Below are 26,150 nucleotides of genomic sequence, written 5' to 3'. Positions count from 1 at the left end.
GGCGGGCAACTACGCAACGTACCTCAGGTGACAACGCCGCCCTGCGAAAAACGCGGATCCCGCCATTCGGCACGATCCATGACGTCCGCCAGGGTTTCCACCGCATTCCAGATGTCGGTGAAGGACAGGTAGAGCGGGGTGAGCCCGAAGCGGGCGATATCGGGCGTGCGGAAATCGCCGATCACGCCGCGTGCGGTGAGCGCGCGGACGATGGCGAGCGCATTCGGGTGCGCGATCGAGATGTGGCTGCCGCGTCTGCCTGCATCGGCGGGTGAGACGATGGCGAGGTCCGGGCAGCGCTGCGCGAGGCGTTCGGCAAACAGATCGTAGAGGCGGATCGATTTCGCCCACAGCATGTGCGGATCGGCCTCCAGCATCAGATCGACTCCGCTTTCCAGCGCGAGCAGCCCCAGCATCGGCGGGGTGCCGGCGGCGAAGCGGGCGATGCCGGGAGCGGCGCGATAGTCGGCGGCGAAATCGAACGGGGCGGCATGGCTCCACCAGCCCGCGATCGGCGAGGCGATCCGGGACTGGAGGTGGCGGGCGACATAGAGAAATGCCGGCGCGCCCGGACCGCCATTCAGATATTTGTAGCCGCAGCCGACCGCCAGTTCGACGCCGTCGCGGTGGAGATCGAGCGGGACCGCGCCCACGCTGTGGCTCAGATCCCAGACGATTTTGGTGTCGCTGGCGCGCGCGGCGCCGTTGAGGGCGGCCATGTCGTGGCGCACGGCGGTGCGATAATCGACGTGCGTCAGGATCGCGACCGCCACGTCGGCGGTCAGCGCTCGGGCCGATTCGCCTGCCGGTACCGCGCGGAATGCGCGGCCGATCAGCGCCGCGGCGGCAGATCCCACATAGCTATCGGTCGGAAAATTATCGCGCTCGGCCACGATCGCGCCGTCGCGCAGGCCGGCGGCGGCAATCGCGAGCTTGAACAGATCGACCGTCGTCGAATTGGCCACGATCACCTCGTCCGCCTCGGCGCCGATCAGCCGCGCGATCTTGGCGCCGACCCGCGCGGGGGCCTCGACCCAGCCGGCGTCGTTCCAGCTGCGCACCAGCGCGTCGCCCCATTCGCGCTCGATCGCGTCGCGCATGCGCGCGGCGGTGGCGTGGGGTAGGGCGCCGAGCGAGTTGCCGTCGAGATAGATCACCCCTTCGGGCAGGCGGAAGCGCGCGCGGAAAGCGCCGAGCGGATCGGCCGCATCCCAGCCGCGGACCTCGTCGAGCGTCGTCATGGGTCCGCCTGTTGCGGCCCCGGCCGGCCTCAGGCAAGCTACGCGTTCGCTTTTTAGGGGAAGAGGCATGGTAGAAACGGCTGAGATCGCACGCGAACAGGCCGGACGCGACCATGGCCTGGTGCGCGCGATCGGCGTGATCGGCTTCGCTGCGGCGATCACCAACGAGGTGGTCGGATCGGGCGTCTACCGCAATCCGGCAGCGATGGCGGCCGCGGCGGGCACGGCAGCGCCCTACGCCTACCTCGCCTGCCTGGTGGCGATGGGCGCGATCGTGCTCTGCTTCGCCGAGGCGGGCAGCCGCGTGCCGACCAGCGGCGGGCCTTATGCCTATGTCGAGGCGGCGTTCGGGCCGATGCCCGGCTTCGTCGCCGGCATGCTGGTGTGGCTGTCGAGCGTGCTCGCCTGTGGCGGGATTGCGGCGGCGGTGGCCGATACCGCCGGCGTGATCGTGCCGGCGCTGGCGGGCGTCATCCCGCACGGGCTGGTGATCATCGCGATCCTCGGCGCGATGGCGTGGATCAATTTGCGCGGGGTCGATATCGCCGCGCGCTTCATCAGCTTCGCGACGTTGGTGAAGCTGTTGCCCTTGGCCTTCTTCCTGATCGTCGGCGGTATTGCGCTGGCGACGGGCACGCATGCCGCCACGCCGGTCAGCACCGCGCCGACCGCGGGGATCGGCCGCGCGGCGATCCTCGCGATGTTCGCACTGTCTGGAATGGAGACCGCGCTGGCGGCGTCGGGCGAGGTGAAAAACCCATCGCGCAACGTGCCGCGCGCCTTGCTGCTGGCGATGGGGTCGATCGGGCTGCTTTATGTCGCGATCCAGGTGGTGGCGGATGCGTTGCTCGGCGCGGGGCTGATCGGCTCGAAGGCACCGCTGGCGGATGCGCTCGGCACGCTCGATCCGCGGCTGCGCGCGCCGTTGCTGGTGGGGGCGTTCCTCTCGATGCTGTTCTGGCTCGGCAGCGATCTGCTCGGCGCGCCGCGCGTGCTGTTCGCGTTCGCGCGCGATCGCTTGCTGCCGGCGCCGCTCGGCCGGCTGCATCCGAGCTGGAAGACGCCGCATGTGGCGATCCTGCTCCATGCCGGGCTGGCGGCGGGGCTGGCCTTGTCGGGGACGTATGAAGCGCTGGCGGTGCTCTCGACGCTCGCGATCGCGCCGCTGTATGCGTCGGTGTGCGCGGCCGCGGTGGTGCTGCGGCGGCGACAGGTCGCGATCCTCGGCAAGCCGCTGGCGTTGCCGGCGCTGCCGGTGGCGGCTTTGGTCGGGATTGCCAGCATGGTCGTGCTGGTGGCGATCGCGCAATGGGTCGAGATCGGGGCGCTGGTGGGCGTGCTGGTGGGAAGCGCGCTGCTGTTCCTGGTGATGCGGCGGAAGGCCTGAAAGACCCTCCTCGTGCCAGGGGAGGATCTTAGCGCAGCGCTGCCTCGATCGCTTTGACCGTTGCCGCCCAGGCTTTGGTCTCGGGTGCGATCAGTTCGGCATGGCCTTCGTCGGGCACCACCACGCGCTTCGGCTCATCCTTCATCCGCGCCGCATAGGCCTCTGCAAAAGCAGGCGGGGCGATGCGGTCGAGCGTGGCGTTGACCAGGGTTACCGGAATGCCGGGCGCAGGCAGGCGGGCGGGCGAGGTGTCCGCATAGACATCCGGATGCGCCGCACTCGGCTTGCCGACCAGCCCGGGCACCGCTTCCGGCCCGCACGTATCGCCGGGGGCGACGCTGGCCGCCTCCAGATCGGGCAGGCCGCCCAGGCTGATCGCTGCCTTCAGCGCGAGGGGATCGGGGGCATGGAGCGGGCTTCCGGCCGCGATGCCCTTTCGCGCCGCCAGCCACAGCACCAGATGCCCGCCGGCCGAATGGCCCACGCCCACCACGCGCTTCAGATCGAGCTTATACGTCCCAGCCGCCGCACGCAGCTTGTCGCTTGCCGCCGCCGCATCGAGGAACGTCCCCGGATAGCCGCCGCCCGGCCGATCGATCCCGCGATATTCGATGTTCCACACCGCGATGCCGCGCTTCATCAGGTCGTCGGCGATCCAGTTCATCAGGTCCGCCTTGGCGACATCGGTTTGCCAGCAGCCGCCATGCACCATCAGCACCACCGGGAACGGCCCCGCGCCCTTGGGAAGCCACAGATCGACATGCTGGAGCGGATCCGCCCCATAGGCGATCACGGCACTCGCCTTCGGCTGCGGCCGCGAGGTGAGATCGGACCAGGTCATCGGCGCGGCCATGGCGACTCCGGCGAACAGGGACAAAGCGAAAGCGGCGGCGCGGATCATTATACGAGGATCTTCGCCAGCCCCTTCGACAATTGCAACGCGCCGTTCAACTGCTGCGCGGCATCGGGCCAGTTGCGCTGGATCACCAGCTTGCTGTCGGGCCGCAACTTGGCGGTGCCCTTCAGCCGCTCGACATAGGCGAGCAGCCCCGGAATGTCGGGGAATTGATCGCCGAAGAAGGTCACCAACGCGCCCTTGGGTCCGACGTCCACCTTCGACACGCAGGCCTTCTTGGCGTTCAACTTGATCTCGATGATCGTCAGCAGATTCTGCGTCGCCTCGGGCAATGGGCCGAAGCGGTCGATCAGCTCGGCCGCGAACGCCTCGATCTGCGGCTTGTCCTCCAGCTCGTTCATGCGGCGATACAGCCCCATGCGCAGGTCGAGATCGAGCACATATTCCTCGGGAATCATGATCGGCGCATCGACGCTGATCTGCGGCGAGAAGTCCCGCGATCGGCGCTCCTCGACCAGCCCGCCCGCCTTGGCGTCGAGGATCGCATCCTCCAGCATCGACTGGTAGAGTTCGAAGCCGACCTCCTTGATGTGCCCCGACTGCTCGTCGCCGAGCAGATTGCCCGCGCCGCGAATGTCGAGATCGTGGCTGGCGAGCTGGAAGCCTGCGCCGAGCGTATCGAGGTTGGACAGGATGTGGAGGCGCTTCTCCGCCGTCTCGGTGACGACGCGGTTGGGCGCGGTCGTCAGATAGGCATAAGCGCGCGTCTTGGCACGCCCGACGCGCCCGCGCAGCTGGTACAGCTGCGCCAGCCCGAAGCGATCGGCGCGGTGGACGATCAACGTGTTGGCCGAGGGAATGTCGAGCCCGCTCTCGACGATCGTCGTCGAGAGCAAAACATCGAACTTCTTGTCGTAGAAGGCGCTCATGCGCTCCTCGACCTCGGTCGCGCTCATCTGGCCGTGCGCCACGACATATTTGATCTCGGGAACCTCCTTGCGCAGATATTCCTCGATATCGGGCAGGTCCTTGAGCCGCGGCACGACGAAGAAGGTCTGCCCGCCGCGATAATGTTCGCGCAGCAGCGCCTCACGGATCACCACCGGATCCCACGGCGCCACATAGGTCCGCACCGCCAGCCGATCGACCGGCGGGGTCTGGATCACCGACAATTCGCGCAGGCCCGACATCGCCATCTGCAAGGTGCGCGGGATTGGCGTCGCGGTCAGCGTCAGCATATGGACGTCGGCCTTGAGCTGTTTCAGCCGTTCCTTGTGGGTGACGCCGAAGCGCTGTTCCTCGTCGACCACCACCAGGCCGAGCCGCTTGAACTCGATCCCCTTGGCGAGCACCGCATGCGTGCCGACGACGATATCGACCGTGCCGGCCGCCAATCCCTCCTTGGTCTTCTTCGCTTCGCCCGCGGGAACCAATCGGGACAGGCGGGCGACCTCGATCGGGAAACCGCGCATCCGCTCGACGAAATTGGTGTAATGCTGGCGCGCGAGCAGGGTTGTCGGGCACACCACCGCCACCTGCATCCCCGCCATCGCCGCGACGAACGCCGCGCGCAGCGCCACCTCGGTCTTGCCGAAGCCGACATCGCCCACCACCAGCCGGTCCATCGGCTTGCCCGCCGCCAGATCGTCGAGCGTATCGCCGATCGCGCGATCCTGATCGTCGGTCTCTTCATAGGGAAAGCGATCGACGAAGGCATTGTAGGCGCTGTCGGTATGCGCCGCATCGGCCTGGCGCAAAGCGCGCAGCGCGGCGGTCGCGATCAGCTCACCCGCAATCTCGCGGATGCGCTCCTTCATCCGCGCCTTGCGCTGCTGCCACGCAACGCCGCCAAGCCGATCGAGGCTCGCGCCCTCCTCATTGCCGTAGCGCGAGAGGACTTCGAGATTCTCGACCGGAACGTAGAGCTTGTCGCCGCCGGCATAGCTCAGGGCGACGCAATCGTGCGGCACCTTGCTCACCGGGATCTGGGTCAGCCCGTCATAGCGGCCGATGCCATGATCGGCATGGACGACCAGATCGCCCGGGGACAGCGAGGCCAGTTCGGCCAGGAAGGCATCGGCCGATTTGCGGCGCTTCTGCCGCCGGATCAGCCGGTCGCCGAGCATGTCCTGCTCGGTCAGCAACACCACGTCGGGCGTGGTGAAGCCGTGATCGAGCGGCAGCACCGCCAGCGCGACCGTGCCCGGGCGGAAGGCCGATCCCAGAGCATCCTGCCAGTCATCGGCCAGCATCGCGCCGTCGAGCCCGTGATCGGCGAGCAAGCCCTTCAGCCGCTCGCGCGAACCCACCGTGTAGCTCGCCAGCACCACCTTGCGCCGCGAAAGCCCGAACGAGCGGACATGCGCCACCACCGCATCATAGACATTGGCGTTCTGCGCGCGCTCCGGCGCGAAATCGCGGGGCCCCTCGACCCCGAAGTCGATGACGCGATCGCTCTCATGCTCGTGGAACGGGGTGGTGACGTGGATCGGCCGGTCCGCGACCGCCTCGTTCCACTCCTTGCGCGTCAAATAGAGCGCGTCGGGGGCGAGCGGGCGGTAGCTGCCGGGATCGCTCGATTGCGCGCGCTTCCGGTTCTCGAAATAGTCGGCGATCGCATCGAAGCGCGCATCGGCCGCGCCGTCGACGCCGGCATCGCGGATGATCAGATCGTCCGGCGCCAGATGATCGAACAAAGTGGAGAGCTTGTCCTCGATCAGCGGCAGCCAATGCTCCATGCCGGCCAGCCGCCGTCCTTCGGACAGGGCCTGGTAGAGCGGATCGCCGGTCGCGGTCGCGCCGAACTTCTCGCGATAGCGCGTGCGGAAACGCTTGATCCCCTCGCTGTCGAGCAACGCCTCGGACGCGGGCAGCAGGGTGAAGCCGTCGAGCCGCGCGGTGGTGCGCTGGTCGGCTGGATCGAACTGGCGCACGCTCTCGATCTCGTCGCCGAAGAAATCGAGCCGGAGCGCGAGCGGCTCGCCCGCGGGAAACAGATCGAGCAATCCGCCGCGCACCGCATATTCGCCCGCTTCGTGCACGGTGTCGGCGCGGACATAGCCGTTGGCCTGGAGCAGTTCGGCCAGCGCATCGCGATCGATCCGCTCGCCCGGCGCCAATGTCGCCGAAAGCTGGCGCAGCCGGAACGGCGTGAGCGTGCGCTGGGTCGCGGCGTTGAGCGTGGTGACGACGAGCTGCGGCTTGGCTTTCTTGCCCTGCAGGGTGTGGAGCGCGGCGAGGCGCTCGGAGGTCGACCGCAGCGAGGGCGAGGCGCGATCGTAGGGCAGGCAATCCCAGGCCGGAAAGCTGACGATCTCGAGCTCGGGCGCGAAATAGCGCGCGGTATCGGCCAGCGCGCGCATCGCGGCCTCGTCGGGCGCGATGAACACGGCGCGGCCCTTGGCGGCGCGCGCGAGATCGGCGAGCAGCCACGGCAGGAAGCCCGCGGGTGCGCCGGCAAGCGTGAGCGACTCGCTCGCTTTCAGAATGCGTTGAAGGTCAGCCATACACCCAATCATCGTCGCCCCTGCGGAGGCAGGGGCCTATCTCTCTCATCGCTGCCACATCGCCCGTCGGGAGAGACATGGGCCCCTGCCTCCGCAGGGGCGACGGATCAGCGTTCGATCTTCACATAATCCAGCACCTTGAGCCGCTCGATCATCGGCCCCTGCCACCGCGCGGGCACCGCCACGACCCCCATCGCCCAGGCCATGATGTCGACATCCTGTTCTTCCAGAAACGCCTCGAACCAGTCGATCTCGGCCTCGCTCCAGTCGGCCCCGCACGCATCGAAATAGCCCCCGACCATCAGATCGGCCTCCTTGGTGCCGCGATGCCATGCGCGGAAACGCAGGCGCTTGAGGCGGGTCTCGCGGTCCATGGGGCTCCAATGGCGATAGCCGGCCGCCGCATTTGCGGCGCCGGTGAAGGGATGGGTGAGAGGGTCATCTAGGGATACGGGCGGATATTCTCAATGTAATCGTCATGCTGAACTTGTTTCAGCATCCACCGGGCCACAGGCACGGACAGTGCGGCACGCTTGGTGGACCCTGAAACAAGTTCAGGGTGACGCGGTGGGAGGCGAGCGTGGGAGCCTATCCGCGGCAACCCACCCCTTGCGATCCGCCCCCCATTGCGACACCTCATGCCGGCCATGCGCCCCGATATCCTCAACCCGCTGTTCGCCGAAGTGGAGGCCCTGAAAGGCGTCGGCCCCACGCTCGCGAAACCGCTCGCCAAGCTGAACCTCAAGCGCGCGATCGATCTCGTCTTCCACCTTCCCACCGGCTGGATCGATCGCAAGGCCGTGGCCGCGCTAGACGCCGCTGATGTCGGCGCGATCGTCACCGTCACCGTCACCCCCACCGAATATCGCATCGGCCGGTCGCCGCGCGCGCCCTCACGCGTGGTGGCGCTCGATCAGGCGGGCAATTCGATCGCTTTGGTCTTCTTCGGCACCAATTCGGGGTACGCGAAGAAACTCCTCCCGCTCGGCGAACCGCGCGCCATCTCGGGCAAGCTCGAGCAATACGACCAGTGGCTCCAGATCGTTCACCCCGATGTGATGACGCCCGAGGAGGGGCTGGCTCTGCCCCCGCGCGAGGCGGTCTATCCGCTCTCCGAAGGCCTCACCCTCAAACGCCTCCAGGCGCTGATCGCGCAAGCACTCGAACGCGTCCCCGATCTGCCCGAATGGATCGAGCCGAGCCTGCTCGCGCGCCAGCAATGGCCCGGCTGGCGCGAGGCGCTGCTCCGCGTCCACGCCGACCCCGCCGACGCCAAGGCGCGCGAGCGGCTCGCCTATGACGAATTGTTCGCCAACCAGCTCGCCTTCGCGCTCGTCCGCGCCTCGTCGCGCCGGCGGCGGGGGCAGCCGCTCGTCGGCGACGGGCGCCTGCGCGACAAACTCCATCTGCCCTACCGCCCGACCGGCGCGCAATCGCGCTCCATCGCCGAGATCGAGGGCGACATGGCGCAGGCCGCGCCGATGCTGCGCCTGCTCCAGGGCGATGTCGGCGCGGGCAAGACCCTCGTCGCGCTGATGGCCCTACTGGTCGCGGTCGAGGCCGGCGCGCAGGGCGCCTTGCTCGCGCCGACCGAGATCCTCGCCCGCCAGCATTATGAGAGCCTCTCGCGCCTGATCGCGGGCACCGGCGTCAACCTCGCCATCCTCACCGGGCGCGACAAGGGGCGGGGCAGGGAAGCGACCCTGATGGGGCTGGCCGACGGATCGATCGATATCCTCGTCGGCACGCACGCCATCTTCCAGGATGCGGTGACCTATAAGAGGCTCGGGCTGGCGGTGGTCGACGAACAGCATCGCTTCGGCGTCGCCCAGCGCATGCTGCTGACGCAGAAGGCGGCCGCGCCCCCGCACCTCCTCGCCATGACCGCCACCCCGATCCCGCGCACGCTCACCTTGAGCCATTATGGCGAGATGGACGTGAGCCGGCTCGACGAAATGCCCCCCGGCCGCCAGCCGATCGAAACCCGCGTCATCTCCGAGGATCGGCTGATCGAGCTGGTCGACGGCCTCGGCCGCCATCTCGCCACCGGCGGGCAGGCCTATTGGGTGTGCCCGTTGGTGGAGGAGAGCGAGGTCTCCGATCTCAACGCCGCCGAGGACCGCGCGGCGGCGCTGCGCGCGCGCTTCGGGGCGGATCGGGTGGGGCTGGTCCACGGGCGGATGAAGGGGCCGGAGAAGGATGCGGTCATGGCCGCTTTCCAGCGGGGCGAGATCGGCCTGCTGGTCGCGACGACGGTGATCGAGGTCGGCGTCGACGTGCCCAACGCGACCCTGATGATCGTCGACCACGCCGATCGCTTCGGCCTTGCGCAATTGCACCAGTTGCGCGGGCGCGTGGGGCGCGGCGAGGGCAAATCGACCTGCGTGCTGCTGCGCGGCGGCATGCTGAGCGAAACCGCGCGCGCGCGGCTGGCCTTGTTGCGTGAGACCAATGACGGCTTCCGGATCGCAGAGGAGGATCTGCGGCTGCGCGGCAGCGGCGAATTGCTGGGCACGCGCCAATCGGGGGAGGCGGCGTTCAGGCTGGCAAGCCCCGAGCAGGCGAGCGCGCTGATCGATACGGCGGGGCAGGATGCGCGGCTGTTGATCGATCGCGATGGTGGGCTGGAGGCGGCGCGCGGGCAGGCGGCGCGGACGTGTTTGTATGTGTTTGAGCGGGATGCGGCGGTGGGGTTGATACGGTCGGGGTGATGCCTGCTTGCGCCAGCTGCCTCGCTCCGGATAAAGGCTGGTTAGTGGCTCCGTAGCTCAGCCGGATAGAGCAAGCGTTTCCTAAACGAGAGGTCGGGGGTTCGAGTCCCTCCGGGGCCACCAGATCAAGAGTTATAGCGACAATCTGAGAAAAATGCAGTTCGTCGCTATAAGCTCTTCCCTAAATTCAGCGTGATAAGTTACGCGCGAGCCAGTTCTGCTATCACTTCAGAAGCTAGTGACGTAGCCCGAGCGTAGCCGACGGGCCATTCTAAGGCAGTGCTTGCCCCCACTACATCCTCGGGAGAAAAGCGCCGGCAGCCGATATCATTCTCGATGCCCTCTAAGTGTTCGCGCGTCGCACTGGAGTGATTGCGTAACGCTAAGAGAATACTGTCTTGCCACTCGCGATTGGCGTTTGGGGGCCATTCATCTTCGGCTAAAAGTTGGATACCATAAGTCTTCAGTATCTCAAGAATGAAAGTAGCACACGTTAGGCCTTTGCCGGCCGGAGGTGTTGCTTTGATCTCGCCAGTCAAGACGTCGAATGAAATGCCCTTTGCGTTTAGTCCGTATGGTATAGGAGGCTGCGCATGAGCGATCTTCGTGCATAGTGCTGCGATAAATTTGGCTAGCGGAGTCGGAAGGCTGGCGCGCGTCCATTGGTAATTGTCAGGACACGCTATGTCCTCAAGATCGCAATGCCAACGTAGATGCAGCATGCGAACGTTTTCACCCGTCGGTCGGTACAAGATACCGCAATGTCTCTGCCCCGGGGCTATTTCCCGAATCGCGAACGAGATATTGAGCATGCTCTCCAACGAAGCCGTATCAGTGGGCTCCAGCAATTAGTCGATACCCGCCATCACAGCGTACTCTCCGCGCTTTGACATTTCCTCCTTGGCTCGCTCAATAAATGAAGTCCACTTTGAAAGTTTTGTTCGTGCCGTATATGTAATTCTGGATATCGTAACCACAGCATCAACGCTCATGAACTGAGGTTCGGCTCCATCTAATGCTTTATCAACGTCGTTAAATCGGCCCTCGTAAAAACAAGCCGATAGTTCATCAATTAACACACCGATCTTTTGGGTAGAGAGTGGTGCCAAGCCTGATTCTGCTAATTTCAACCAAACAGCGCGCTCCTGAATTGCCTCAGGTTCGCTAACACTCTCAAACATGGATAGAAGATGGTTCCCCAAGTCTGCGCTTGTCGGACTTGCTAGAATGCCTACCATAGAATATGTGGGAGAAGCAGACGCGATACGCAGCTGGGCCATGCGCTTTAGGTGATCTACCGTCGAGTTAAAACCCGGCAAACTGGCTAACCAACTGTTCGGCGCAGTCGAGCTTACCATTACATAGGCCGCCCTCTCGGTCACCTCAGCCATCATTGTTCGATTTCCTCTCTCGGAAATAGATTTATCTGATCCTGAATTTCCGGCGTTAACAGTCCGCGAAGTAGGATTTTATCTCCACCATGCATTATTTCAAACATATTAGCAATGGAAGCGCTAAAATCAGCTCCACTCTCAATTATTGCCGCGGGTTCGGCGCCTTGTCTCGATATAACCTGTAATATTGCAGCTGATCGCTGGCCGAATTCGTTTTGAGTCACATCCACGTTTAGATTCGTAAGGGTACGAGCGGTTCCGTCTGCGGAGACATCTTGAAACCAACCTGAATGGATATGTAAAAGCTCGGTTTTTTCAACTATGTTACGCGAAATGTAAGGAGAGTTGAGCGATACGAGTTCGCTTAGAGGCGGCGTGTCTCCCACTTCAGAAACAAATCGATCGATACATCTAAGCTCGACAACAGATACTGACTCGCTGGCGCCTTTAGCGAGCAGTTCTCCCACTGGGCATAATATCCCGTTAATGAGTGCAGCCACGTCTGCCCAGCGTCTGTAACTCTGCGTCCTATAGGTCACAGCGTTTCTCTCGATCGTCAGTTCCTCCGCCATGCTGCCGTCTGGAGCTACGCGTTGGAACATCACCCCTGGTTGCAAGGGCGCATTCATAGCGTAGCCAAAGGAGATAACCTGCTTACCGAACATAAGAGCCATCGGATCAAGCTGTACACGCCCAGGTAGCCGATATTCGCTTGCCAGTTCAGCGGCTTTAGCGACAGCCGAATTAAAAGTCGCATCGTCCGCGCTACCGAACAGACGGATTCCAACTACAGCTTGCTCAATGGCGTGAAGCCCCGCTCCGGGCCTGTAGCGGCTCATTTTTTTCCTCGTACCGATCGTTTTAGCTGTCTGCAGGGCAGCCTAGTGTAAGTCAAGAAAGCCTACGGCGATAGGGCGCTGAGATTGGACAATCACGCGCAGCGGTTGCCCGACGGCGGTTTCACGCTAACGTCAGCTGGAGCGAACCGGGCCGAAGATTGTGCAACGAGCCCGCGCTCACCTCCCCGAAGGCTCGATCCGCATGAGCGCAAACTCGTCCCCATCGGTCACGATATAGATATTCCCATCCGGCCCCTGCACCACATCCCGCACGCGCTTGCCGAGCTGGGTCAGGAGTGACTCGCGCCGCAACTCGCCGAACGCATCGTTGAACACCACGCGCTCCAGCCCGCCGGTGCCGTTGATCTCCCCGCGCCGCGCGCTGGCGACGAAGAGGTTGCCTTTCCACGCCGGGAATGCGTCGCCTTCGTAGAACAGGATGCTCCCGGGCGCGATCGAGGGGAGCCAGACCACCACCGGCTTCTCGATCCCCGGGGCGAGCGGCGCGGCGCTGATCTCGGTGCCGTCATAATTGCGACCATAGCTGTAGTGCGGCCAGCCATAATTGGCGCCGGGCTTGATGAGGTTCAGCTCGTCGCCGCCATTGGGGCCATGTTCGGCGCTGAAGACCTGGCCGGTGACGGGATGGATGGCGAGGGCATGCTGGTCGCGATGGCCATAGCTGTAGACGGCGGGATTGGCGCCCTTCTTGCCGACGAAGGGATTGTCGCGCGGGATCGACCCGTCGTCGTTGAGCCGCAGCACCTTGCCATAGAGCGAGCCGAGCTCCTGCGACTGATTGTCGAACGGCCCGCCGGACGTCACCCATACCTTGCCATCCTTGCCGAACCGGACGCGCGAGGCGGTGGGCCAGGAGGATCCGGCGGTGATGAGCGTCTCCACATTGGTCAGGCGGCCGCCCTCGAACTTGCCGCGCTTGAGCGTGAGCGCGGAGCGGTGGGTCGTCCCGTCCAGCAGCGGCCCGTCCGGGGCATCCTCGAGATAGGTGAAATAGAGCCAGTGATTATGCGTGAAATCCGGATGGAGCGCGATGTCGTGCAGGCCGGCGCGACCCGTCTTGGGCATGCCGGGCACCGGTTCGGGATCGAGCATCGGCTGAGCCGAGGTCGCCCTGCGCACGATCCGCAGATCGCCGCCGCGCTCGGCGATCAGCAGATCGCCATCGGGCAGGAACGCCATGCCGAACGGGCGCTTGAAGCCTTTCACGAGCACCGACACCTTGATGCCGTGCTGCTCGGCCGTGTCGAAGATATAGGGCGTGGCGGCGAGCGGCGGCGGCTTGACGCCATATTGCGGTGCCTGCTGGGCAGAGGCCATGCAGGCCGACAGCAGCAATCCCAGCGATAGCAATCTCTTCATGGCCACCCCACTCCTCTCCCGACCTGCGTTGCGCGTCTTCGGCGCGGATTTATCGGGGGCTTGTTCGTATCACATTTGGCTGGCGTAACGATCGAAATTGCCGGACGCCGATACATGCTTCAGGCTGTCGCCGACCGGCGGGGGCATGCCGGATAAAAGCGGGGAACAATCGTGAAACATCAACGCCCAGCCGTGCGCGGCAGCCGTTTCTTCGCCGTTAGCGCGATCCTGATCGCCGGGCTGGTGGTGCTGAGTTTTCCGCTGACCTATTTCATTCCGCTCGCGACTGGCAGCAAGCACTTCACCCTGCTCCGCCACCTCCACGGCCTCGCTTTCTTCGGCTGGATCGCGCTTTATGTCGTCCAGACGCGGCTGGTGCGCACTGGTAACGTGCGGCTGCATCGCGAGCTCGGGATGGCCGGGGTGGCGCTGGCCGGCGCGATGCTGCCGCTCGGGCTGTGGCAGGCGGTGAGTGCGGCGGCGGAGCGGCAGGCGGCGGGCTTCGATCGGCCGTTCGAGACTTCGCTCTACAATCTGGTCGACATCGTGGTGTTCGGCATCGCCATGGGCTGGGGCATCTACGAGGCGACGCGGCGGATCGAATGGCATCGCCGGTTGATGTTCGTCGCCGCGCTCAACCTGTTCGGCCCGGCTTTCTCGCGCTGGATGCTGCGGCTGCCGCTGCCCTTTCCGTGGGTCGATATGAGCCCCAATCTGGTGGCCGATGCGCTGCTGTTCGCGCTCGCGCTGCATGACCGGCGGACCATCGGGCGGATCCACCCCGTCACGATCGGCGCGGCGCTGATCCTGATCCCGCTGCATGCGGCCGAACCGTTCATCGCGCGCAGCGAAGGGTGGAACGCGCTCGCACCGGGCCTGTTCGGCTTCTGGTGATGCGCCAACGTGGCGGTCGTGACGGCGCATGCCATAGGTCGCGTTCCCCGATCGTGGATCGTTGCCCGGACGAGTGATGCCAGCCAATTTCCCGCGATCGATCCCATGCGAAGATTGGACGTTTTGGCGTTACGGTCGTCCGCTCGATTCGAGGGCAATATGCGCAAACCGGCCACCTTGTTCACTCTTCTGAGGCGCCTGGCCCCGAGTGGCGGCGCGCGGACCCGGGCCGACGCGGCGCTCAAGACCGTCCGGCTCCTGGCCACCGGCGGGACGATCGCCGGCGCGGGCGAGGGATCGAGCGTCAGCTATCGCGCCGGGGTGGTGCCGATCGGGGCGATCCTGCGCGCGGTGCCGGGGCTGGACGCGGTCGCGAAGGTCAGCGCGGAACAGGTCGCCAATGTCGGCAGCGAGGATGTCGACCAGTCGATCTGGCTGACCTTGCTCGGCCGCATCCGCGTTGCGCTGGCAGACCCCGAGGTTGCCGGCATCGTGATCACGCACGGCACCGACACGCTTGAGGAAACCGCTTATTTCCTGAGCCTGGTCCTGCCCTCGGCCAAGCCGGTCGTCGTCGTGGGATCGATGCGGCCGGGGACGGCCACGTCCGCCGACGGGCCCGAAAACCTGCTCGATGCGCTCCGCGTCGCCAGCGCGGACGAGGCGTGCGACCGCGGCACGATGGTGGTGATGAACGACACGATCTTCGATCCGGAAATGGTGACCAAGGTCGATGTCCGGCGCGTGAATGCGTTCGCGGCGCCGAGCCGGGGGCCGATCGGCGATGTCCTGACCGGTCGCCCGCGATTCTTCGCCGATGCGACGCCGCACGACGCCGCCTTTCCCGTCGTCGGCCCGGCATGGCCGCGTGTCGCGATCGCCTATGCCTATGCCGGTTTCCAGGGAGACGACGTCCGCGCGGCGGCGAACGGCGCGGAGGCGCTGGTGATCGCGGGGGTGGGGGCCGGGTCCTTCTCGGCCGGCGCGCGGCAGGCGGTGAAGGCGCTGACGGCGCGCGGCATCCCCGTCGTCCGCACCGGGCGGCAGGGCATGGGCGACGTCTGGTTCAACCCGCCGTCGATGGGCGATATGAGCGACGCGGCGCTGGGCACGATCGCGGGGCGCGAACTTCCGCCCGCGAAGGCGCGCATTCTCCTCCTGCTCGCGCTGCAAACGCCACGCAGCCGGGAGGAGCTGCAATCCCTGTTCGATCGGTATGGCGCGGGCGGCCGCTAGCGCGGGCGCGACGGCCGCCTGCGCCCTGATCGAACGCGATCGGCCTCAGGCGAAGCGAACCGTGGTGCGCTGGCGGCGGCGCAGGGTCGCGCCGACCATGCCGAAGCCGCCGATCATCATCGCCCAGCTCGCCGGCTCGGGCACGGCGCCGCCCGATTGCAGGGTGAAGGCGGCGGAATTCGTACCCGGGAAGAGGTAATTGGCGGTGTTGCCGAGCATATTCTCATACGCGATCGACGGGCCGTTGTTGATGTCCCAATAGGCATTGTTGCCGGCGGTCGTGGTGGCGTTCTGCAGCGCGAAATAATAGGTGCCGGCCGACAGCGAAAGCGGCGCGATCGACGCGCTGTAATCGTGGACCGAATAGCCATATCCGTTCTGGCCGCCCACACCCTCGGTCACGTTCGCCGTGCCGCTGATGGCATAATCCGCCGCCGAGGAAATGCCCCAATCCACCGTCGCGATCGCGTCGCCCGGGTAGGTCCAGCCGCCGAAGCTGAAGCCGGTGATGGTGGCGGCCGCGCTCAGGGTGAAGGCATTCGTCACGGCATAGCCGCTGCTGATCGTCCAGCCCGAAGCCGTCCCGTCGGTCGCGCCATTCGTATAGACCGTCCCGGCGTGCGCTGCCGATGCAACCAGGGTCAGAAACGATGCGCCGATAAGAGCCAGCCGCTTGATCTGCATGTTATTAACCCCTGTTCGAGCGACGTCCCGTCAGTCGCGAAGCGGCGAATACCAAAGTCGAACCCATCCGCAACAGGCGTTAACTATCAATCGTCTGTTTCTGGGGTGTATTAATCATCTATATTGGTTAATATTGCGAGCTATTGGAAGGCGTTTATCTATTAACCAACCTAGATATAGTTAAGCCGCATCGCATGCTGCTCGGAAGCGACGCGCTCTCGACGCGCCATCGCATGGTTCACGCGCCCCGCCTTTGCCGATAGGATGGCGGCATGAGCGACTCCCCCGACGACACGATCATCCAGACGCCCGATGGCCCGATGACCTGGGCCGAGTGGAAGAAGAAGAATCCCGTCCAGCTGCCTTCGCGCCGGACGAAGGGGAAGGACCTGCCCAACAAGGTCAAGCGGCGCACGTTCGAATAAGGGCGGCCTTCAGCACACCATCCGTTGGGCGACGCGTTTGCAGGGGCGGACCATGCGCGCTTCCCACGCCTTGAGCGCGGCGTCGTCTTCGGCAGATGCGGCAGGCGAAACCGTGGGCGCGGCATGCGGGCGGCATGGCCGGCCGGCGCAGGCAGAGGTGAGTGTCAGCCCCGCCGCGATTGCAGATTTTAACCTTAAATTGCGCATTTCGTTGCCGAATTCATGGAGTGGCAACGGCCGTGGACGGCTTTGTGTCCGTAGGTATGGTTAATAACGAGGCCGTCTTCTCCCTCGCCGGCACCGCGAGCGGGCTTTGGCGACGCGGCTGGGCTAAGGGGGCGGGATGACCGATGCCATCGACCAACGCCGCTCCTCGCCCTCGGCGCTCCGCAACCGCGATCCGATCCTCGCGGTGCTGCGCCGCGTTCTCCCGCCGAGCGGGCTCGTGCTCGAGATTGCGAGCGGGAGCGGGGAGCATGTTCTACACTTCGCGCGGGCGCTACCGGATCTCGTGTGGCAGCCGTCCGATCCTTCGATCGAGGCGCGTACGTCGATCGCGGCGTGGATCGCGAGCGACGGGGCGCCGAACGTGCGTGCGCCGATCGATCTCGACGCCGCGGCTGCGCCGTGGCCGGTGGACCGGGCCGATGCGATCCTTGCCATCAACATGGTCCATATCAGCCCATGGGCGGCGACCGTGGGGCTGATGGCGCAGGCCGGGCGGATATTGCCGGCGGGTGGGGTGGTCTATCTCTACGGGCCCTATCGGCAATCCGGGGTGCCGTTCGCGCCGAGCAATGCGGCCTTCGACGCGGATCTGAAGCGGCGCGATCCGGCGTGGGGAATCCGCGATGTGGCGGACGTGGCGAGCGTGGCGGAGGCCCATGGACTCGCGCTGGAGGAGGTGGTGGCGATGCCGGCTAACAACCTGTCGCTGGTGTTCCGGCGGGCATAGGCCCTCCCCGAGATCTGTCGGGGAGGATTTCGCGGCTCAGCTACCGCACTGGGGCGGGAGCTTGATCGGCGCGTCGGTCTTCACCGCCCATACGCCGCGTGCCACGCTGTAGGCGCGGCCGGGGCGCAGCACGCTCAGCGAATGGCAGCCGATCGATGCCGCGAACGCCTCGATCGGGACGTTCTTGGTCTGCGCGACCTGGGTGTAGCCCTCGCGGCGCTTGATGTTGATCGCGTCGACCTTGGCCTTCAGATCGGGCGCGGGCGCGCGGACGAAACCGAGATAGCCGTCGGCCTGCTCGCCGATCGCGCCGGAGCTCAGCGCCGCCTCCACCTGCGCATCCATCTGCGCGACGGCGGGCACGGCCGCGAGCATGAGCGCGAAGCCGGCGGCGGCGGAAGAGACGAGGCGGGGCATCCTGATCATTGTCTTTGTCCTGGCGTTCCGGGGACCAATCATTTCGGAAACAGATCCGGATTGTTGGTGATGAAGTCCTCGGCATCCTTCTTCAGGCTGACGACGACCTCCTGCTTGACGGTGATGTTGAGATTGATCTCGATCGGCTTGTCCGGGGTCTTCAACGTCACGCACCCTCCCAGCACCAAAAGCGGGAAGCAGGGGAGCATGTGATAGATCATCGACCACGGGCTTGCATCACAACCACTCATCGTCAAGCGACATCCTTTCATCGCACGGGTCCGCTGTCGGCAGGCTGAATGGCAGGCGGCTGCCCATTGCCCTGGGCCTCGGCGGGCTTGATCGCGTCGCGCAGCAGCGTTTCGGGGTTCATATAGGCCTGCGCCGATCCGACCAGCCCGCGGAAGGGGGCGCGGATCTCGATATTGAAGCGGAAGGGCAGGTTGCGGATCAGCCGCGCGGCGATCGACGCGCTCGGCGTCGCATCGCGCACCCCCTGGAAGCGCACCCGGCTGACGATCTCGCCGTCGAGCTTCCCGTCGAGGCTGATGCCAAGCGTCGAATAATGGATCGCCTTCAGCGCATCGAACGCCATCTTGCCCATCGTGCCAAGCTCCGCATTCGAAAGCTCGCCGATATAAGCGAGCTGGCCGCCGCCGCGCGATTGCAGCAACCCGCCCTCGATCCGCCCGCCGGTCGCATCGAAGATCATCGGCAATTTGCCGTCGAACGTGCCGGTGGCCGAGATGTTCGGAAAATCGAGCTGCTGGATGAAGATGCCGGCGTCGAGCTGCGCGACCTGGAAGGTCAGTCGCCGCTGCCCGGTCTCGCTGAAATCGAGCGTGGTCGGATCGAGCGAGAGGGTGCCGCCCGCGAATGGCCAGACGGCGTCCTCCACTTTTACCTGCTCGGGCCCGAGCATCTGGTAATGCGCGACCCCGTTGGCGACACTCACGCCGGGGTTGATCTCGGCGATGCGCACCGCCTGATGCGGCGCGGTGACCATCCCGAGCAGATCGGTGAAATGGATATCGCCCTCGATCCCGCTGACCGGGCCGAAGGCGGCGGCGAGATCGGTCCGGTCGGTGTGGAAATCGCCGCTGCTGGTGATGGCGTCGGCGGTCCAGTCGATCCGCCCCCGGCCGCTGATCGTGCCGACCGTGTTGGCGATGACGCCCAGGGTCAGCGGAGTCAGCATCTCGGGCTGGAACCTGTTTCTGGCGAAGGTGAGCGCGGGCACATCGATCCGTGCACCGCCGCTGCCGGTGGCGAGATCGTGGGTGAGGGTGATGTTCGCGACCGGCTTGTCGTAGCGCGGGCTGCGCAGGCTGGCGCTCGCATCGATGCGGCCATCGACCAAGGCCAGCTTCACGTCGCCCGAGGTGAGCGGGTTGAAGCGCACGTTCGGGCCGCGATCGGCGACGCCGAGCGCGCCTTCGAGGCGAAGCGCACCTTGCTCCAGCCGCCACGTGCCGGTCGCGCCGGAGAGCGCCAGCGGGACATGACGGATCGATCCGGCGGCATCGGCGAAGGTGCCTGAGGGGCCGTTCGCGCCGATCTGGCCGTCGAGCTTCGCGACGGCGAGGCGGGTGGGATCGTCATCGGCCGCGCCCAAGGCGATATCGAGCTGCTCCGCGGTGAAGCGGCTGGTGCCGCTCAGGCCCAGCCTCGCGGCGTGGAGCGTAAGCGGCGCGGTGCCGGTACGGCCGTCGAGTGTGACGTCGCGCGCGATGGCGGCGATGGCGATGCTGCCGTCGGCGCGGCGGACGAGGAGCGGCTGGCCGCAGACCCGGACGGTACCGGGATCGAGCGTGAGCGCCGCCACCCTTACGCGGGCGAAGCCGATCGGGATGCAGCCCTCGCCGACGCGCAGTTCGCCCGACCGCGCGTATGTGGCGGCGATCGGCAGCGTCAGCCCCTCGACCGATCCCGATCCGATCGGGCCGCTGATCGTGGCGGTGGTTGCGAAACGGGTGGTGCCTTTGCCGGCCGTGATCTCGACCGGCGCCAGCGCGAGCCGCGCAGACCCGACGGAATAAGGCTCGATCCGGACCAGTGCGGTAACGCTGCCGCCGGACAGGTCCCCGCGCACCGCCAAAGCGGGAAGCGCGCTGCCGGCCGCACGGCCGTCGAACGTCCAGCCCCGCGCTTCGCGCGATCCGCTGCCGGTAAAGCTTACCTGATCGCGGCCCGCCGTGAGGGTGGCCTGATCGATTCGCACCGATTGGCGCGCGCCGCTGCCCATATATGCCAACTGCGCCTCGGCGTCGGCCCGCGTCAGGATCCTGGCGATCGAAGCGCCGATCCGCGCCGCGATCGGCCCGATCGGGGTGCCCGCCACCGCCCGCGCGCCGCTGCCGATCGAATCGACGATGTCGCGGCGCGCGACGAGGCGGCGCATCCCGATGGCGCCGTCGAAATGGCGCTCGGCCGCCGTCAGGCGCCAGCCGCCTGCGATCGAAAAGCTGTCGGCATGTGCCAGCGACGTCTGCAGCCCGGCGAGCGTGAGGTTGGCCCGGCCGTGGGCATCCTTCGCCTTGCCGGCGAGGCTGATCGTCCCGGCGGCCGCGCCGAAGCGGATCGATCCGGCGCGGCCGGCAAAGCCCGCCAGCGTGACCCGGCCATCCGCGCCATCCAGTTCGGGGGTGAGCGCCACGTCGGTCGTGAGCGTGCCGGCGCCGATCGTGAGCGCCTGGGGCAGGCAATGCGCGCCGCCGATCGTCACGGGGCCGAGCAAATGCGGCGATCGATCGACGATCCGGATCGCGAGTTTGGCGGCGGCATGATCGATCGCGCAGCCGCCGGAAGCGAGCGAGGGGGCATCGATGATCGCCTGCCCCCGATAATTGCGCGCGAGGTTGCCCGCTCCGGTCAGCCACGCGCCGATTGCGCCGGCGGGGGTCGCCAGCGCGATATGGGTGTCGCTGAGCGTCGCATTCAGATCGGGCAGGCTTGGCCCGCCCGACGAGGATTGCGGCAGTAGCCGGTCGATCGTGCCGAGCGAGAGCCGGCCATTCCGGATCCGCCCCACCAGCCGAATCCCGTCGGCCTCGACCGACGCCAGCACCGGGCCATTCAGGCCATAGCGCCAGCCCAGATCGACCCGCCGCGCGACCAGATCGGGATGGGCCGGATCGCCCAGCCGCAAATCCTCGATCCGCTGGCTGAAAGGGGTGAGCTTCGTGATGCGGTAGGCGGCCGGCACGCCTGCCTTGGCGAGATGCTCGTTGACCAGATGCGTCGCGATCCGCTGCCGCCCGAGCCAGAGCGCCAGCAGAAGCAGCAGGAGGAAGATCGCAGTCGCCCGGCCGACCGTCCGGCGGTGCCGTCGCCAGCGCGGCGGTTCGTCAGCGGAGGCGGTCAAAGCGATACATTACCCAAGCGAACAGGTGGCTATCGTAGCAAGAGATGGGGTGGATGCGCCATCGTTCGTTGAGAACACACGTCATGACGAACTTGTTTCAGGTCCGCCGGCCCTTCGCCGCAGTGAGGTTGCCGACCGGCGTCGATCCGAGGGCGTCAGCGTTCGAGCGAGGCCATGATCGCCTGCGCCGCCGCGCTCACATCGGCCCAGGTCAGCTCGAACCCCGCCTCGTTGCCATAATAAGGATCCGTGACGCCCGTCCCCTCGCGGCCCGGCACCATGTCCATCAGCAATCGCACCTCGGCCGTCGCATCGGCCGGCGCGATGCGGCGGAGGCCCGCGAGATTGTCGGGATCGAGCGCGTAGATGTGGGTGAAGCGGCGAAAGTCGGCCGGTATAACCTGCCGCGCGCGATAGCCCGTAATGTCGATGCCATGGTTATGCGCGACGGCCTGGGCGCGCCGGTCGGGGGGATTGCCGACGTGCCAGCTGCCCGTGCCGGCCGAATTGATCTCGATGTCCAGCGCGCCCCGCGCCGCCTCCGCCCGCAGCGCGGCTTCGGCCAAGGGCGAGCGGCAGATATTGCCGAGGCAGACGAACAGGATCGACGGCATCAGATCAAGGCGACGCCATCGACATCGACCGCATCGTCGCCCGCATAGATCCCGATCACCCGCACGCGCTTCTCGACCTCGTCGACTGGCGTACGGCGCAGATCGAGCCGGAAACGTCCGCCGGCGTCGCGCCGGAGCCAGAATGCGCCACCGTCGCGGGTGAGGGTGCCGGTTTCGTCGATGGCTTGGCCTAGCTGCATGACAACCGATTATGGCGCGAGATGCGCCTCGTAAATCCTCCCCGGCACGGAAAGGATCTACGCAGCCAAAGGTCTTTCCGCGTCGTAAGCCAAGGGCATGCGCATCTCCGCGAGGAAGCCTTCGCCCGATCGCTTGAGCTGCACGTCGCCGCCATGCGCGCGCGCGATCGAACGGCATACCGCCAGCCCCAGCCCGCTCCCCGCTTTCTCCGACGATCGCGCCGCCTCGCTTCGATAGAAAGGCTCGAACGCGCGTTCCATCTCGTCCTCGGGCAGGCCCGGGCCTTCATCGTAGATCTCCGCGATCGCACTGCCGGCTTCGGTGCGCAGGCGGATCCGCGCGCGGTCGCCATATTTGATCGCATTTTCGAGCAGATTGTCGAGCACGCGGCGCACGCCGAGGACGTCGATCTCGACCGGCACCGGATCCGAATGCTCGAACTCGACCGTGCCGCCGACGAGGCGTGCATCCTCGACCGCTTCCTCGACCAACGTCGCCAGATCGAGCCGCTCGCGCACGCCGGGAGTGGAGGCGTCGCGGATATAGTCGATGACCTGCGCGATCATCGCCTCCATCTCGTCGACCTCTTCAAGCAGGCCCTCGCGCACATCGTCGGGCACGTCCTCGATTCGGAAACGCATGCGGGTCAGCGGAGTGCGCAGGTCGTGGCTGATCGCGCCGACCATCGCCGTGCGATCGTCGACGAATGCACGCAGCCGGCCCTGCATCAGGTTGAAGGCGTGCGCGGCGCGGCCGATCTCGGCGGGGCCATCGAGCGGACCGATCGCGACCGAGGGATCGCGGCCCAATTGCTCCGCGGCGCGGGCGAAGCGGTCGAGCGGCTTGACCAGCCGGCGCGCGAACAGCCAGCCGACCGGGGCCACCAGCGCCAGGCTGATCGCGAACCACATCAGCACGCGCTGCTGCCAGCTATTGGGGAACGGCTCGGGCGCGGGCTGCACCACCGACCAGCGGCCATCGGGCATCTGCAGCGCGGCGACGAAATCGCCCTCTACGAACGGCGCGGGGGCAAGGCCGAACAGGCCGCGCGATGGCGCGCTGATCGCGATCGGGGGGCCGGACGGCGGCGTGATCGTCTCGGGCAAAGGTCCCGGCGTCAGCTTGAGCGGCGGCTGCACGATCGCCCCCCGATCTGAGCGTCGGGCACGGGCGTCGCGATCGGAGCACGGACGGGGGGCTGGACGGGCTCGGCCGGCACAGCGCGCGGCGCCGGCGCCGGCTGCTGTTGCGTCTCGGGCATCAGCAAGGGCGGGATGACGTGGCCCGGCGTGGTCGGCGCTGCCGACACCGATGGCATCAGGACCGATGAGTTGGGCAGGAATGAGCGCGGTAGCTGGCGTGCAAAACCACCCGGCGGATAGATCGGGTTGGCCGGCGTCGATCCGGTCGCGCCTGGCGCGGTGACCGTTCCGGTGGTGGGCAGGCTAGTCGTCTTGCCGCCTGCGGGTACCGATCCGGCGCCCTCGCCGCGCAGCAGGGGCGGCACGGCCGCGCCACCATCACCCGGAATATAGATCCCGCGCGGCCGGTCGGCGAAACGCGGATCGACGCTGATCAAGGGCAGCGCGCCACGCATGCGATCGAGCGGCACGATCGGCGCCGCGCGCGATCCGGGTTCCGGCCGGCCCGATCCCCCGGTCCCCCCGCCCGGGAACATGCCTGGCGGAAAGGCGTCGCGCGGCGGCAGGGCTTCGCGGCTGTTCCCCATCTGCGGTGCGCCCGGCCCCTGCGTATATTGGGCAAGCGTCAGATATGCCGCCGGATGCATCGGGCCGGGCAGGCTGGAGAGCGTGGCCATCGGCCCGTCATTCGCCATGGCATAGCTGCGTGCGGCGGTGGTGCCGGCGAACGGCAGCGGCGTGTAGAAGGCCAGGCTGACGCGGCTTGGATCGACATTCATCAGCCGCGCCAATTCGCGCCGCGATTTCTCGGACACGAGCCAACCGGGCCCGGAGACATCGGGCGGGCCGGCCTGGACCAGCCGACGCAGGCCTTGATGCTCGTCGCCGCGCCGATCGGCCAGCGCGGTGGCGATATCGTCCAGCCCGTATTGCGCCGCCGGCGCCGGCGGAAATACGAGGGTCAGAAACAGGGTGACGAGCTGCGCGATCACCAGCCCGCCCATCAGCAGGACGGTCATCTGCAGCGCAAGCGGCGGACCGCGCCATGCGGGACGGGAGGGCAGGGTCATCGAGCGCAGCTTATGCCACATCGCGCGCTGCCGTGACAGATGGACGCATGCCGCCGGGCAGCGCGATGCGGCCGATCGAAGCTCCCCATGTCATTTTCCCATTTCGCCCGTTTCGGACGATCGACGCGATCATGTCGCCAAAATCGGCGCATGCCGTTGCCGCCGAATGTCCAGGCGGTCGCGTAAATGTAACAGCGCATCGCGCGCGGCGACGCGTTTCTGCAAAGAAGCTGAAACATAGGCGGAATGCGGCACTGGCAATTGGCGGCAATGAACGCCATCATGCCCATCATGGACCACGCAACGCGCATCCTGATCGTCGATGACGATGCAGGCATTCGCCGCCTCATCGCGTCCTTCCTCGACAAGCACGGTTTTCAGACCAATTCGGCCGGCAATCCGATCGAGATGCGCGAGAAGCTGGCCAAAGCGCGCTACGATCTGATCGTGCTCGATGTGATGATGCCGAAGGAGGATGGCCTCTCGGCGCTGCGCTCTTTGCAGCGCGACGACAGCCCGCCGGTGATCATGCTCTCTGCGGTCGGGACCGATGTCGATCGCATCGTCGGGCTCGAAATGGGGGCAGAGGATTATCTGGCCAAGCCGTGCAATCCACGCGAACTGCTCGCGCGTATCCGCACAGTGTTGCGCCGCCGGCAGAAAGAGGAAATGTCGCCGGTTTCGTTCGTGGCCGCCAACGATGGCGAGCATGGCCGCGGCCTCCGCTTCGCCGGCTGGCGGATCGATATCGATGCACGCATGCTGTACGATCCTCAGGACCGCGTGATCAGCATCACCGACGGCGAATTCCGCCTGTTGCGCGCCTTGGTCGAACGTCCGCGCCGCGTGCTCACCCGCGATCAATTGCTCGATTTCGCGCGCGGCGAGGATAGCGAACATTATGATCGCGCAATCGATGTCCAGATCAGCCGCCTGCGGCGTAAATTGGCCGATGGCCAGAATGGCGGCGAATTGATCCGCACCGTGCGCAACGAAGGCTATCTGTTCGTGCCCGTGGTGAGCAAAGCCTGACCCGATCCTCCATGGGAACGCGGGGTCGCATCGCGCAGCATAACGGAAAGGGCGGCTGGGCGGCCAAAGCGCTCTCCATCCTGACACGGCATACGACCTCGCACCATTTCAGCCACAGCGGGGCCGCGATGGTCGCAGCGCGGTGTGAACCATAATTCGGGCAATATGGTGAGACGTCGGCTTTTCGGTTAGACAGATCGTCAAAACAGGGGAGGCCGTCGCTTGGACGGGGGCTTTGTAAATGGGGGAGAGATCGATTTTGGTGAAACCCAAGCAGTCCGAACGCGCACCTGAACGTCGTCAGGCTCATACGCCGCGCACCGACAATATCGAAGCGCGGCTGCGCGACCCCAAATTTCGTCTCACCGTTCAGATCGTGTTGGCGGCGCGCCGCTGGCGATCGATGCTCGATGAAAAATTGCGCGTGATCGGGACGAGCGCGGCGCGGATGGAGGCACTGTCGACGATCGATCGCGCCCCTTGGCTGAGTGCGCAGGTCGAGATCGCCAATCGCATGGGGATCGAGAAACCGACTTTGACCCGCATGCTCGACATGCTCGAGGCCGAAAAGCTGGTCGAGCGCCTGCCCGATCCATTCGATCGCCGCGCCAAGCTGATCCGCTTGACCCCCGAAGGCGAGAACACGCTGGAGGCGGCCAGTCAGGTTGCGAATGATCTGCGCGCGGTGCTGCTCGACGAGTTCGACGAGGAGGACATCATCCACTTCAATCGCTTTGCCGAGCGGCTGCTGGCGCGGTTTGACAAGGGGGTTGGGGACGGGGAGAAGTAGGCTTCTCCGGCC

Annotated in this window: 23 protein-coding genes and 1 tRNA gene; 9 read left to right on the top strand and 15 right to left on the bottom strand. The window is 66.2% G+C overall.

Annotation, left to right across the window (positions count from 1 at the left end; all coding sequences use genetic code 11):
* Nucleotides 1-23: 23 nt before the first annotated feature.
* Entirely contained in the window at nt 24-1,241 is a 1,218-nt protein-coding gene (kynU, locus tag AB4Z44_RS12120) for a kynureninase (protein ID WP_404709956.1), read from the bottom strand.
* A gap of 67 nt (nt 1,242-1,308) precedes the next feature.
* Here kynU and AB4Z44_RS12115 point away from each other — a divergent pair, with 67 nt between their 5' ends.
* Nucleotides 1,309-2,628 (top strand): APC family permease, encoded by a 1,320-nt coding sequence (locus AB4Z44_RS12115; protein WP_404709955.1) that lies wholly within the window; start codon nt 1,309-1,311, stop codon nt 2,626-2,628.
* Between the two features lie 28 nt (nt 2,629-2,656).
* Here the strand turns inward: AB4Z44_RS12115 and AB4Z44_RS12110 are convergent, their stop codons facing one another.
* The 3 genes from AB4Z44_RS12110 to AB4Z44_RS12100 form a co-directional block, all read right to left on the bottom strand.
* The gene (locus AB4Z44_RS12110) at nt 2,657-3,529 is read right to left on the bottom strand and encodes an alpha/beta hydrolase family protein (RefSeq protein WP_404709954.1); all 873 of its coding nucleotides are present in this window, start codon (nt 3,527-3,529) and stop codon (nt 2,657-2,659) included.
* A complete protein-coding gene (mfd, locus tag AB4Z44_RS12105; protein ID WP_404709953.1) occupies nt 3,529-6,990 on the bottom strand; it encodes a transcription-repair coupling factor in 3,462 nt (1,153 codons plus the stop codon). The genes AB4Z44_RS12110 and mfd overlap by 1 nt, the downstream gene beginning before the upstream one ends.
* A gap of 107 nt (nt 6,991-7,097) precedes the next feature.
* Nucleotides 7,098-7,364 carry a succinate dehydrogenase assembly factor 2 gene (locus AB4Z44_RS12100; RefSeq protein ID WP_404709952.1) on the bottom strand — a complete coding sequence of 89 codons (267 nt, stop codon included), beginning with the start codon at nt 7,362-7,364 and terminating at the stop codon, nt 7,098-7,100.
* A gap of 273 nt (nt 7,365-7,637) precedes the next feature.
* Between AB4Z44_RS12100 and recG the strand changes: the two genes are divergently transcribed.
* Both recG and AB4Z44_RS12090 read left to right on the top strand, forming a co-directional pair.
* Nucleotides 7,638-9,701: an ATP-dependent DNA helicase RecG gene (gene recG, locus AB4Z44_RS12095; RefSeq protein ID WP_404714222.1), complete on the top strand. Its 2,064-nt coding sequence runs from the start codon at nt 7,638-7,640 to the stop codon at nt 9,699-9,701.
* Between the two features lie 46 nt (nt 9,702-9,747).
* Nucleotides 9,748-9,824 (top strand) — tRNA-Arg (locus tag AB4Z44_RS12090).
* 725 nt (nt 9,825-10,549) lie between these two features.
* On the opposite strand, the gene AB4Z44_RS12085 is transcribed toward AB4Z44_RS12090, so the two are convergent.
* The 3 genes from AB4Z44_RS12085 to AB4Z44_RS12075 form a co-directional block, all read right to left on the bottom strand.
* Entirely contained in the window at nt 10,550-11,095 is a 546-nt protein-coding gene (locus AB4Z44_RS12085; RefSeq protein WP_404709951.1) for a hypothetical protein, read from the bottom strand.
* Entirely contained in the window at nt 11,092-11,934 is an 843-nt protein-coding gene (locus tag AB4Z44_RS12080) for a TIGR04255 family protein (protein ID WP_404709950.1), read from the bottom strand. The genes AB4Z44_RS12085 and AB4Z44_RS12080 overlap by 4 nt, the downstream gene beginning before the upstream one ends.
* Before the next feature lie 177 nt (nt 11,935-12,111).
* Entirely contained in the window at nt 12,112-13,314 is a 1,203-nt protein-coding gene (locus AB4Z44_RS12075; protein ID WP_404709949.1) for a PQQ-dependent sugar dehydrogenase, read from the bottom strand.
* 171 nt (nt 13,315-13,485) lie between these two features.
* Here AB4Z44_RS12075 and AB4Z44_RS12070 point away from each other — a divergent pair, with 171 nt between their 5' ends.
* Together AB4Z44_RS12070 and AB4Z44_RS12065 are read left to right on the top strand one after the other, a co-directional pair.
* Nucleotides 13,486-14,208 (top strand): hypothetical protein, encoded by a 723-nt coding sequence (locus tag AB4Z44_RS12070; RefSeq protein ID WP_404709948.1) that lies wholly within the window; start codon nt 13,486-13,488, stop codon nt 14,206-14,208.
* Nucleotides 14,209-14,367: 159 nt separating this feature from the next.
* Nucleotides 14,368-15,444, top strand: coding sequence for an asparaginase (locus AB4Z44_RS12065; protein WP_404709947.1), 1,077 nt, complete (start codon nt 14,368-14,370; stop codon nt 15,442-15,444).
* 45 nt (nt 15,445-15,489) lie between these two features.
* On the opposite strand, the gene AB4Z44_RS12060 is transcribed toward AB4Z44_RS12065, so the two are convergent.
* The gene (locus tag AB4Z44_RS12060; protein ID WP_404709946.1) at nt 15,490-16,128 is read right to left on the bottom strand and encodes a PEPxxWA-CTERM sorting domain-containing protein; all 639 of its coding nucleotides are present in this window, start codon (nt 16,126-16,128) and stop codon (nt 15,490-15,492) included.
* A gap of 272 nt (nt 16,129-16,400) precedes the next feature.
* On the opposite strand from AB4Z44_RS12060, the gene AB4Z44_RS12055 reads away from it, so the two are divergent.
* Together AB4Z44_RS12055 and AB4Z44_RS12050 are read left to right on the top strand one after the other, a co-directional pair.
* Nucleotides 16,401-16,553: a hypothetical protein gene (locus AB4Z44_RS12055; RefSeq protein ID WP_404709945.1), complete on the top strand. Its 153-nt coding sequence runs from the start codon at nt 16,401-16,403 to the stop codon at nt 16,551-16,553.
* A 343-nt stretch (nt 16,554-16,896) separates the two neighbouring features.
* Nucleotides 16,897-17,508, top strand: a complete 612-nt coding sequence (locus tag AB4Z44_RS12050; protein WP_404709944.1) for a DUF938 domain-containing protein — start codon at nt 16,897-16,899, stop codon at nt 17,506-17,508.
* 36 nt (nt 17,509-17,544) lie between these two features.
* On the opposite strand, the gene AB4Z44_RS12045 is transcribed toward AB4Z44_RS12050, so the two are convergent.
* The 7 genes from AB4Z44_RS12045 to AB4Z44_RS12015 all read right to left on the bottom strand — a co-directional run bounded on the left by AB4Z44_RS12045 (nt 17,545) and on the right by AB4Z44_RS12015 (nt 24,316).
* The gene (locus AB4Z44_RS12045) at nt 17,545-17,934 is read right to left on the bottom strand and encodes a YdbL family protein (RefSeq protein ID WP_404709943.1); all 390 of its coding nucleotides are present in this window, start codon (nt 17,932-17,934) and stop codon (nt 17,545-17,547) included.
* Nucleotides 17,935-17,963: 29 nt separating this feature from the next.
* Entirely contained in the window at nt 17,964-18,146 is a 183-nt protein-coding gene (locus AB4Z44_RS12040; protein WP_404714221.1) for a YnbE family lipoprotein, read from the bottom strand.
* A gap of 47 nt (nt 18,147-18,193) precedes the next feature.
* On the bottom strand, nt 18,194-21,289 hold the full coding sequence (locus tag AB4Z44_RS12035) for a YdbH domain-containing protein (protein ID WP_404709942.1): 3,096 nt from the start codon (nt 21,287-21,289) through the stop codon (nt 18,194-18,196).
* A gap of 155 nt (nt 21,290-21,444) precedes the next feature.
* Nucleotides 21,445-21,903 carry a low molecular weight protein-tyrosine-phosphatase gene (locus tag AB4Z44_RS12030; protein ID WP_404709941.1) on the bottom strand — a complete coding sequence of 153 codons (459 nt, stop codon included), beginning with the start codon at nt 21,901-21,903 and terminating at the stop codon, nt 21,445-21,447.
* Entirely contained in the window at nt 21,903-22,103 is a 201-nt protein-coding gene (locus tag AB4Z44_RS12025; RefSeq protein ID WP_404709940.1) for a DUF5818 domain-containing protein, read from the bottom strand. Before AB4Z44_RS12025 ends, AB4Z44_RS12030 begins: the two co-directional genes overlap by 1 nt.
* A 57-nt stretch (nt 22,104-22,160) precedes the next feature.
* Nucleotides 22,161-23,243 carry an ATP-binding protein gene (locus tag AB4Z44_RS12020; protein WP_404709939.1) on the bottom strand — a complete coding sequence of 361 codons (1,083 nt, stop codon included), beginning with the start codon at nt 23,241-23,243 and terminating at the stop codon, nt 22,161-22,163.
* Nucleotides 23,222-24,316 (bottom strand): hypothetical protein, encoded by a 1,095-nt coding sequence (locus tag AB4Z44_RS12015; RefSeq protein ID WP_404709938.1) that lies wholly within the window; start codon nt 24,314-24,316, stop codon nt 23,222-23,224. The genes AB4Z44_RS12020 and AB4Z44_RS12015 overlap by 22 nt, the downstream gene beginning before the upstream one ends.
* A 291-nt stretch (nt 24,317-24,607) precedes the next feature.
* On the opposite strand from AB4Z44_RS12015, the gene AB4Z44_RS12010 reads away from it, so the two are divergent.
* Together AB4Z44_RS12010 and AB4Z44_RS12005 are read left to right on the top strand one after the other, a co-directional pair.
* Nucleotides 24,608-25,348, top strand: a complete 741-nt coding sequence (locus tag AB4Z44_RS12010; RefSeq protein WP_404714220.1) for a response regulator — start codon at nt 24,608-24,610, stop codon at nt 25,346-25,348.
* 262 nt (nt 25,349-25,610) lie between these two features.
* Nucleotides 25,611-26,138 carry a MarR family winged helix-turn-helix transcriptional regulator gene (locus tag AB4Z44_RS12005; protein ID WP_404714219.1) on the top strand — a complete coding sequence of 176 codons (528 nt, stop codon included), beginning with the start codon at nt 25,611-25,613 and terminating at the stop codon, nt 26,136-26,138.
* Nucleotides 26,139-26,150: the final 12 nt, after the last annotated feature.

This window comes from Sphingomonas sp. MMS24-J13, from assembly GCF_044905095.1.
Classification (GTDB): Bacteria; Pseudomonadota; Alphaproteobacteria; order Sphingomonadales; family Sphingomonadaceae; genus Sphingomonas_I.
This window is presented reverse-complemented; position numbering and strand designations above follow the sequence as displayed.

Excerpts from the sequence above, each read along its gene's own strand:
- kynU (WP_404709956.1), bottom strand. The coding sequence starts at position 1,241 with ATGACGACGCTCGACGAGGTCCGCGGCTGGGATGCGGCCGATCCGCTC.
- AB4Z44_RS12115 (WP_404709955.1), top strand. The coding sequence starts at position 1,309 with ATGGTAGAAACGGCTGAGATCGCACGCGAACAGGCCGGACGCGACCAT.
- AB4Z44_RS12110 (WP_404709954.1), bottom strand. The coding sequence starts at position 3,529 with ATGATCCGCGCCGCCGCTTTCGCTTTGTCCCTGTTCGCCGGAGTCGCC.
- mfd (WP_404709953.1), bottom strand. The coding sequence starts at position 6,990 with ATGGCTGACCTTCAACGCATTCTGAAAGCGAGCGAGTCGCTCACGCTT.
- AB4Z44_RS12100 (WP_404709952.1), bottom strand. The coding sequence starts at position 7,364 with ATGGACCGCGAGACCCGCCTCAAGCGCCTGCGTTTCCGCGCATGGCAT.
- recG (WP_404714222.1), top strand. The coding sequence starts at position 7,638 with ATGCGCCCCGATATCCTCAACCCGCTGTTCGCCGAAGTGGAGGCCCTG.
- AB4Z44_RS12085 (WP_404709951.1), bottom strand. The coding sequence starts at position 11,095 with ATGATGGCTGAGGTGACCGAGAGGGCGGCCTATGTAATGGTAAGCTCG.
- AB4Z44_RS12080 (WP_404709950.1), bottom strand. The coding sequence starts at position 11,934 with ATGAGCCGCTACAGGCCCGGAGCGGGGCTTCACGCCATTGAGCAAGCT.
- AB4Z44_RS12075 (WP_404709949.1), bottom strand. The coding sequence starts at position 13,314 with ATGAAGAGATTGCTATCGCTGGGATTGCTGCTGTCGGCCTGCATGGCC.
- AB4Z44_RS12065 (WP_404709947.1), top strand. The coding sequence starts at position 14,368 with ATGCGCAAACCGGCCACCTTGTTCACTCTTCTGAGGCGCCTGGCCCCG.
- AB4Z44_RS12060 (WP_404709946.1), bottom strand. The coding sequence starts at position 16,128 with ATGCAGATCAAGCGGCTGGCTCTTATCGGCGCATCGTTTCTGACCCTG.
- AB4Z44_RS12055 (WP_404709945.1), top strand. The coding sequence starts at position 16,401 with ATGAGCGACTCCCCCGACGACACGATCATCCAGACGCCCGATGGCCCG.
- AB4Z44_RS12050 (WP_404709944.1), top strand. The coding sequence starts at position 16,897 with ATGACCGATGCCATCGACCAACGCCGCTCCTCGCCCTCGGCGCTCCGC.
- AB4Z44_RS12045 (WP_404709943.1), bottom strand. The coding sequence starts at position 17,934 with ATGATCAGGATGCCCCGCCTCGTCTCTTCCGCCGCCGCCGGCTTCGCG.
- AB4Z44_RS12040 (WP_404714221.1), bottom strand. The coding sequence starts at position 18,146 with ATGATCTATCACATGCTCCCCTGCTTCCCGCTTTTGGTGCTGGGAGGG.
- AB4Z44_RS12030 (WP_404709941.1), bottom strand. The coding sequence starts at position 21,903 with ATGCCGTCGATCCTGTTCGTCTGCCTCGGCAATATCTGCCGCTCGCCC.
- AB4Z44_RS12025 (WP_404709940.1), bottom strand. The coding sequence starts at position 22,103 with ATGCAGCTAGGCCAAGCCATCGACGAAACCGGCACCCTCACCCGCGAC.
- AB4Z44_RS12015 (WP_404709938.1), bottom strand. The coding sequence starts at position 24,316 with ATGACCCTGCCCTCCCGTCCCGCATGGCGCGGTCCGCCGCTTGCGCTG.
- AB4Z44_RS12010 (WP_404714220.1), top strand. The coding sequence starts at position 24,608 with ATGGACCACGCAACGCGCATCCTGATCGTCGATGACGATGCAGGCATT.